The following is a 6,931-nucleotide window of genomic DNA, read 5'->3' on the forward strand; positions in this document are numbered from 1 at the left end:
AATTTCAACAAACTCGACCGGCCCGAGCAGCCGTTATAGGTCGGCCCACCCCGCCGCTGTCCGTTCGCAGGCAACAGCGGAGAAGGTCGCGACCCCTGGCAGATAGCTGACGGCGGCGCCGACGCTCCGGGCGAGATGCGCATGACGACCGCGAAGTGACTCGCCCACCGGGTCGTCGAGCGCGGCGACTTCACCGCTCACCATCTGGCTGCGCCTTTCTTGGGCCCGTCTGTCCGGCTGGAGTCTAGTGCGGCCGTCGGCGCCCTTTGGGCCCGCACCCGATCTGCCGTCGCAGAGGTCCTCCCGGCCAGAAATGATTGACACATCAAAACTGATGACGTCATCATCTTGGGGAGGGTGGCTCCGGCGGACGCATGCCGTGCGCCGTCGGAACGCGTGCTCACGGACGAGAGGAGTTCAGCGGTGATCGAGATCGATGTCCCGGCCGCAGCGGCCCGGACCGATGTGCACCACGGGCTGCACAGCGAGCTGGGCGCACTGCGCGGAGAACATCCCGGCCGGGCCCGCAACCCGGTGATCAAGGCGGTCGCACTCGGCTGGCTGGAGTTCGTCAAGCCCGACCTGGACCGCGCGGAGCGCTTCGCACGCGACTTCGGGTTCGCCGTCCACGAGCGCACACCGGACCGGCTCACCCTGCGCGGCACCTTCTCGGCCCTGCCGTGCCTGGTCATCCGCCGAGGCCGTGATGCTCGCTTCGCCGGCCCGACGTTCGTGGCGGAATCGGTCGCCGACGTACGGCGGCTGGCCCGCTGGGCCGGGGCGAACACCCTTCCCTGCGGCGGCGGCCAGGCCGTTCAGCTCACGGACCCGAGCGGAATGCCCGTGCGCGTCGTCGCAGGCCTTGACCGGCCGCCCGCTCTGGCCGAGCGCGACCCGCTGGAGCTGAACCCCGGCACGAAGCCGGTGCGGATCAACACGCCCCAGCGGGCCCCGCGCGCCGCGGCACAAGTGCAGCGCCTGGGGCACCTCGTGCTGGAGACGACGAAGTTCCGGCGCGCCCTGGCCTGGTACCTGGAGGCGCTCGGCCTGATCGTCAGCGACTTCCTGTACCTCGACGACCTGCGGGATCGCGGGCCCACGATGGCGTTCATGCGCTGCGACCTCGGCTCCGTGCCGGCCGATCACCACACGCTGGCCATGCACCTGGGGCCGCGCACGGGCTATGTGCACTCGGCCTACCAGGTCACCGACCTCGACGCCGTGGCGGCGGGCGGGGAACACCTCGCCGAGCAGGGCTACCGCCGCGTGTGGGGCATCGGCCGGCACATCCAGGGCAGCCAGATCTTCGACTACTGGCGAGATCCCGACCGGATGATGGTCGAACACTACGCCGACGGCGACCTCTTCGACTCCTCCCTGGAGCCCGGATGGGCACCCATGAGCGCCGGCGGCCTGGCCCAGTGGGGCCCGCCCGTCTCCCGCGACTTCCTGGGCAGCACCCCCGGCCCCGGCATGGTCACCGCCCTGCTCAAGGCGCTGGGCGACAAGACCAACGAGATCGACAAAGACACCCTCACGGCACTGGCGAAAGCGATGGCGGTATGAGTACGAACGTGGCACGCACCGACGACGGCTGGTGGGTCGAGCACGATGGCAGGCTGACCCGGATCGCCACCGACGCGACCACCACCGCGGAGCTGCTTGCCGACCGGCCCGCGGTGCAGAAGGCGGCCGCTGCCCCCGACCCCGAGGGGCCCGGCCTCAGCGACGTCAGCCTGGTCTCCCCGCTGACCGTGCCGGCCCGGCTGGTCGCCCAGATGGTCAACTACCGCAGCCACGCCGGTGATTCCGGCATCGACCCCGACACCGTGCCACCGGCGTTCTTCCGCAAGGCCTCCGGTTCGGTCTGCGGACCCACCGACGCCATCCGGTGCCCCGACCATGTCGGTTTCCTCGACTACGAGATCGAACTAGGCCTCGTCATCGGACGGCGGATCGACGTCGGCACCGTGGTGAGCGAGGACGACCTGAGCGATGTCGTCGCCGGCATCGTCGTCACCAACGACATCAGCGCCCGCGACATCCAGCTGACCCGCACCCAGTTCTACGAGGCCAAGTCCTATCCCACCTTCACCCCCGTGGGCCCGTTCCTCACCCTGGTCGACGCCGGCGAACTCGCCGCCCTGGAACGGCTGCGCCTGACCCTGAGCGTCAACGGCGAGATCCGCCAGGACAGCACCGTGGCCGACATGATCGTCAAGCCTGCCCGTGCGCTGACCCTGCTCGCCCGCTTCCAGGCGCTGGATGCCGGTGACCTGCTGCTCACCGGCACACCGGGCGGCACCGCCCTGAAGTCACCCGGCCCGGTCCTGGAGAAGATCGGAGCGCTGCTGCCGCCGGCGATGAAGTGGAAGGCGTTCTTCAAACGGCAGGCCGGCAACCCGCACTACCTCAAGGACGGCGACGTGATCGCCGCGACGATCACCGATCCGCTGCGGGGCATCGACCTGGGCCAGCAGCACAACATCGTGCGCGGACCGGCACACAGGGCCGCCCGGTGAGCCCCGCCGGCCTTCCGCCGCTGACATCGGCGGCGGACCTGCACGCCATCGAGCGCGTACCGCTGGCCGACCGTGACCTCGCACTGACCACGTACGACCTGCTCGTGCGGGCCGCACAGCGCTGGCCCGACGTGCCCTGCTCCCAGTGGATCCCCGACGCGGGCGCAATCGAGGAGCACGTGACCCTCACCTTCGGCGCGCTGCTCGATCGTGTGCATGCGATCGCCCACGCCCTGCACCGGACGGGCATCGGACGCGAGGACGCGGTCACGCTGATGGCGCCCAACTGCAGCGACCTGCTTGCGGTCACCCTGGCGGCCGAGGCCGTCGGCATTGCGGCGCCCGTCAACGCGGCACTCGGTGTGCGCCACCTCGCACACATACTCCGTCTGACCGGCTCGCGCGTCCTGGTCACCGCGGGACCCGAACTCGACGCGGGGCTGTGGAACCGGCTCCTGGACGGCGCCGCGGACCTCGGGATCCAGACCCTCATCGCCCTCTCGCCCGACGGCCGTGACCCCGGCAGGCAACCCGCGCTCGAGGCCCGTCCCGGCCTGCGCACCGTACGGCTCGACGACCTCGTGGCCGGCGGCCCGCCCGCCCCCGCCGCCCTGCCCACCGCACCCCCGGCTCCCGACGACCTCGCCGCGTTCTTCCACACCGGCGGCACCACCGGCACCCCCAAAGTGGCCGCCCACACCCACCGCAACCAGGCGGTGATGGCCTGGAGCATCGCCCTGGCGGGCGGGGCCGACGCGGGGCAGAGCATCGTCGCCGGCTTGCCCCTGTTCCACGTCAACGCCCTGCTGGTGACCGCCCTGGCCCCGATGGTCACCGGAGCCCGGTCGATCTGGCCCGGCCCGCTGGGCTACCGCGACCCCAAGCTGTACGCATCCTTCTGGCGGCTCGTCGAGCACTACCGGCCCCGCGCCGTGTCCGCGGTGCCGACCGTCTACGCCTTCCTGGCCGCCGTGCCGATCGACGCCGACATCAGTTCACTGGCCCGCCCGGTGGTCGGTGCCGCGCCCCTGCCCGACGGCGTGCGGCGCGCATTCGCCGAGGCCACGGGAGTCGAACTTCTCGAGGGCTATGGACTGACCGAAGGCACATGCGCCTCATCGGCGACCCTGCCCGGTGATGTGCACCCCGGTTCGGTCGGGCAGCGGCTGCCCTACCAGCGGGTGGAGGCCGCCGAGATCGATGACGCGAGCGGCCGGGTGCGTCCCCTGCCCGCGGGCGAGACGGGCGAGTTGGTCATCAGCGGGCCGACCGTGTTCGCGGGATATCTGCGGCGCGAGGGCGATCGACGGTGCGTGTCCGGCGGCGGTGTCCTCGTCGACGGCGGGCGACTGCGCACCGGCGACCTGGGCTTCGTACGGGACGAGCGGATCCACCTGCGCGGCCGGCACAAAGACCTGATCATCCGGGGCGGCCACAACATCGACCCCGCGGTCATCGAGGACGCCTTGCTCGGCCACCCCGCCGTGAGCGCCGCCGCAGCCGTCGGCCGGCCCGACCGCACCTCCGGCGAGGTCCCCGTGGCGTTCGTCGTGCTCACCGCCGACGTCACCGCGCAGGAGCTGACGGCCTGGGCGGGGGAGCGCATCAGCGAACCGGCGGCACGCCCCAAGCAGATCACCGTGCTCGACGCGATCCCGCTCACCGACATCGGCAAGCCGTTCAAGCCCGCCCTGCGCGAGGCCGCCGCCGCCCGCCACTTCCGCGACGAACTCGCCGCGCACGGCATCGAAGCAGTCGACGTCGCCGTCACGCACGAGGCAGGCCGCCTGGCCGTACGGCTGACCGGTGCGGGCGAGACCGGCACGGCCGCAGCCCTCCTGCGGACCTACGACGTCCGCGTCGAGGCGAAGGGAGCGCAACGATGACAGCGGCGCACTCCCCGACCCCGGCCGGCGCCGCCCGGGACGTCCTCGTGATCGGTGGCGGTCCCACCGGCCTGGCGGCAGCCACCCTGCTGGGCCAGCACGGCCTGCGCGTCACGCTCGTCGAACGGCATCACGACGTCTACCCGCTGCCGCGGGCGGTCCACCTCGACGACGAGGTCTACCGCATCCTCCACCAGCTGGGCATCGGCGAGGAGTTCGCCGCCCACACCCGCCCGACGTCGGGGCTGCGCCTGGTCGACGGAGGCCACCGCGAGCTGGCCACCTTCACCCGCGAGCGGACCACGACCACGGGCCTGCCGCAGGCCAACATGTTCGACCAGCCCGCCCTCGAACGCCTGCTGCGCGCCAACCTCGCCCGCTTCCCCGCCGTACAAGTCCTCGGCGGCCACGAACTGCTGCACCTGGACACCGGCGGCGCCCACCCGGTCACCGCCCGCGTACAGCGCCCCGACGGCACCGCGATCGACCTGCACGCGTCCTGCGCGGTTGCCTGCGACGGCGCCAACAGCACCGTCCGACGGCAGCTCGCCCTCGGCATCGACGACCTCGGCTTCGCGCAGCGCTGGCTCGTCGCCGATGTGCGCTGCACCCTCGAACTCGACACGTGGGACGGCGTGTACCAGGTGTGCGACACCCGCCGGGCCGGCACCTACATGCGCATCGGCCCCGACCGCTATCGCTGGGAATTCCAGCTCCTGGACGGCGAGAGCGCCACGGACTTCGCAGGTGTCCCGGCGCTGCGCCGGCTGATCGCACCCTGGGTCCGCGCCATCCCCGACGAGCGCCTGAGTGTGCTCAGGTGCGCCGAGTACACCTTCCGCGCCCGCGTCGCCCGACGGTGGCGCGCGGGTCCCGTCTTCCTGGCCGGGGACGCCGCCCACGTCACCCCGCCGTTCATCGGCCAGGGCATGGGCGCCGGACTGCGCGACGCACACAATCTCGCGTGGAAAGTGGCGGCCGTGCTGCGCGGGCAGGCCGATCCCGTGCTCCTGGACTCCTACGAAGCCGAACGCAAACCGCACGCGACAGCGATGATCCGACGGGCCAGGGCCATGGGCCAGGTGATGACGGGAGGCGGCCGCATCGCCACCCTCGCGCGCCGCCGGATCGTGCCCGCCCTGGCACACTCCCGGACCGTCCGGCGGACCCTGCTCGACAGCCGCACCCCGGCCCTCGCACCGGGTCCCCGGATCCGGCGGAGCACGCCGCGCGCCGTGCGCGGCATGCTGCTGCCCCTGGTGCGGCTGCCCGGCCCGGACGGCCAACTCCTGCTGGTCGACCGGATACTGGGCGATCGCAGCACGATTGTCGCGCTTCCCGGTGTGGACCTCGCGGCCGTGCCCGGTGCGCTGCCGCCGGCCTGGCTCACCGTCGACCCGGACGGCGGCGAGGGCGAGCGGCGGCTGGCCCGCTGGCTTCGGGAGGCAGGGGTGGGGTGGGTCAGGGTCGACCCCGACCGTGTGATCAGTGCGGCCGGCCCGGCAGGTGTGCTGGGGTGAACCCGGATGCCGCCGGCGCCCGCACCGGCTGCACGCCGTCGTGCGTGCGGGCTCTCGTGCGCGGTGCCGAGCGTCAGGCACGACAACGCACCGAGGGGTGAGCGGACGGCCGCCCCGGATATGATCACCGGCATGTCTCCACAGCCACCATCACGCGGGCAGCGGCGCAAATTGCGCACACGCATGGCGCTGATCGAGGCCGCGCAGGAGATCTACGCCGGGCGAGGCGACCTCGAGGTCAGCATCCAGCAGATCACCGAGGCGGCCGACGTCGGCTTCGGGTCCTTCTACAACCACTTCACGTCCAAGGCGGAACTGCTCGACGCGGCGATCGCCGAGGCGCTCGAGTCCCACGCCGCCTGGCTCGACACCGTGCTCTCGGAGGTCGAGGACCCCGCCGAGGTCTTCGCGACGTCGATGCGACTGACCGGCCGCCTGGTCCGCACGCGCCCCAGGATCGCCCGGGTCCTGATGGGCGGCAGGGAAGCGCTGCTCTCCGCGCCGTACGGGCATGCCCCGCACGCCCGCAGGGACATCGAAGCGGCGATCGCCGCCGGCCGCTTCGTGACGGAGGACATCGCGGTCGCCCTCGCCTGCACGGCGGGCTGCCTGATCGCCGCGATGCATCTGTGCAGCACCGACCCCGACGCGCCGGTCGAGCACGTGGCCGACCAGGCCGTGCTCAACGTGCTGCGGATGTTCGGCATGCAGGACGCCGAGGCCCGCCGGATCGTGGCGCTGCCGCTTCCCGCCGACGAACCGCAGCCCACGTCGATCTGAGGCCGCGGCAGCAGCTGCGGCGGACGGCGGATCCGTCCGGGTGACGGCGCACGCGGACCGGCCGTGCGATGCGGTGTCCCCTCCGCCGCATCAGAGAGGCTGGTTGGGCCCGTGCCCTCGTGTATCTCGGAGCTGCATCGTGGATCAGCCCACCACCGGAAGCCGCCACGGGAAAGCCGTACGCGGCTGTCAAGGGCACACTCACGGTAACAGCGGCGCCCAT

The 6,931-nt window shown here is 72.2% G+C and carries 5 protein-coding genes; all 5 read left to right on the plus strand.

The window, feature by feature from the left end; all coding sequences use genetic code 11:
- The first annotated feature begins 423 nt into the window (after window positions 1-423).
- Window positions 424-1,566, plus strand: coding sequence for a VOC family protein (locus ACQKIP_RS35350; RefSeq protein WP_427745076.1), 1,143 nt, complete (start codon window positions 424-426; stop codon window positions 1,564-1,566).
- Window positions 1,563-2,522: a fumarylacetoacetate hydrolase family protein gene (locus ACQKIP_RS35355; RefSeq protein WP_365853576.1), complete on the plus strand. Its 960-nt coding sequence runs from the start codon at window positions 1,563-1,565 to the stop codon at window positions 2,520-2,522. The genes ACQKIP_RS35350 and ACQKIP_RS35355 overlap by 4 nt, the downstream gene beginning before the upstream one ends.
- Complete coding sequence (locus tag ACQKIP_RS35360; RefSeq protein WP_365853574.1) at window positions 2,519-4,408, plus strand: acyl-CoA synthetase; 1,890 nt, start codon at window positions 2,519-2,521, stop codon at window positions 4,406-4,408. The genes ACQKIP_RS35355 and ACQKIP_RS35360 overlap by 4 nt, the downstream gene beginning before the upstream one ends.
- Window positions 4,405-5,928, plus strand: coding sequence for a bifunctional 3-(3-hydroxy-phenyl)propionate/3-hydroxycinnamic acid hydroxylase (locus ACQKIP_RS35365; protein ID WP_365853572.1), 1,524 nt, complete (start codon window positions 4,405-4,407; stop codon window positions 5,926-5,928). The genes ACQKIP_RS35360 and ACQKIP_RS35365 overlap by 4 nt, the downstream gene beginning before the upstream one ends.
- Before the next feature lie 132 nt (window positions 5,929-6,060).
- Entirely contained in the window at window positions 6,061-6,708 is a 648-nt protein-coding gene (locus tag ACQKIP_RS35370) for a TetR/AcrR family transcriptional regulator (protein WP_365853570.1), read from the plus strand.
- Window positions 6,709-6,931: the final 223 nt, after the last annotated feature.

This window comes from Streptomyces sp. NPDC059900 (assembly GCF_050270335.1).
Classification (GTDB): domain Bacteria; phylum Actinomycetota; class Actinomycetes; order Streptomycetales; family Streptomycetaceae; genus Streptomyces.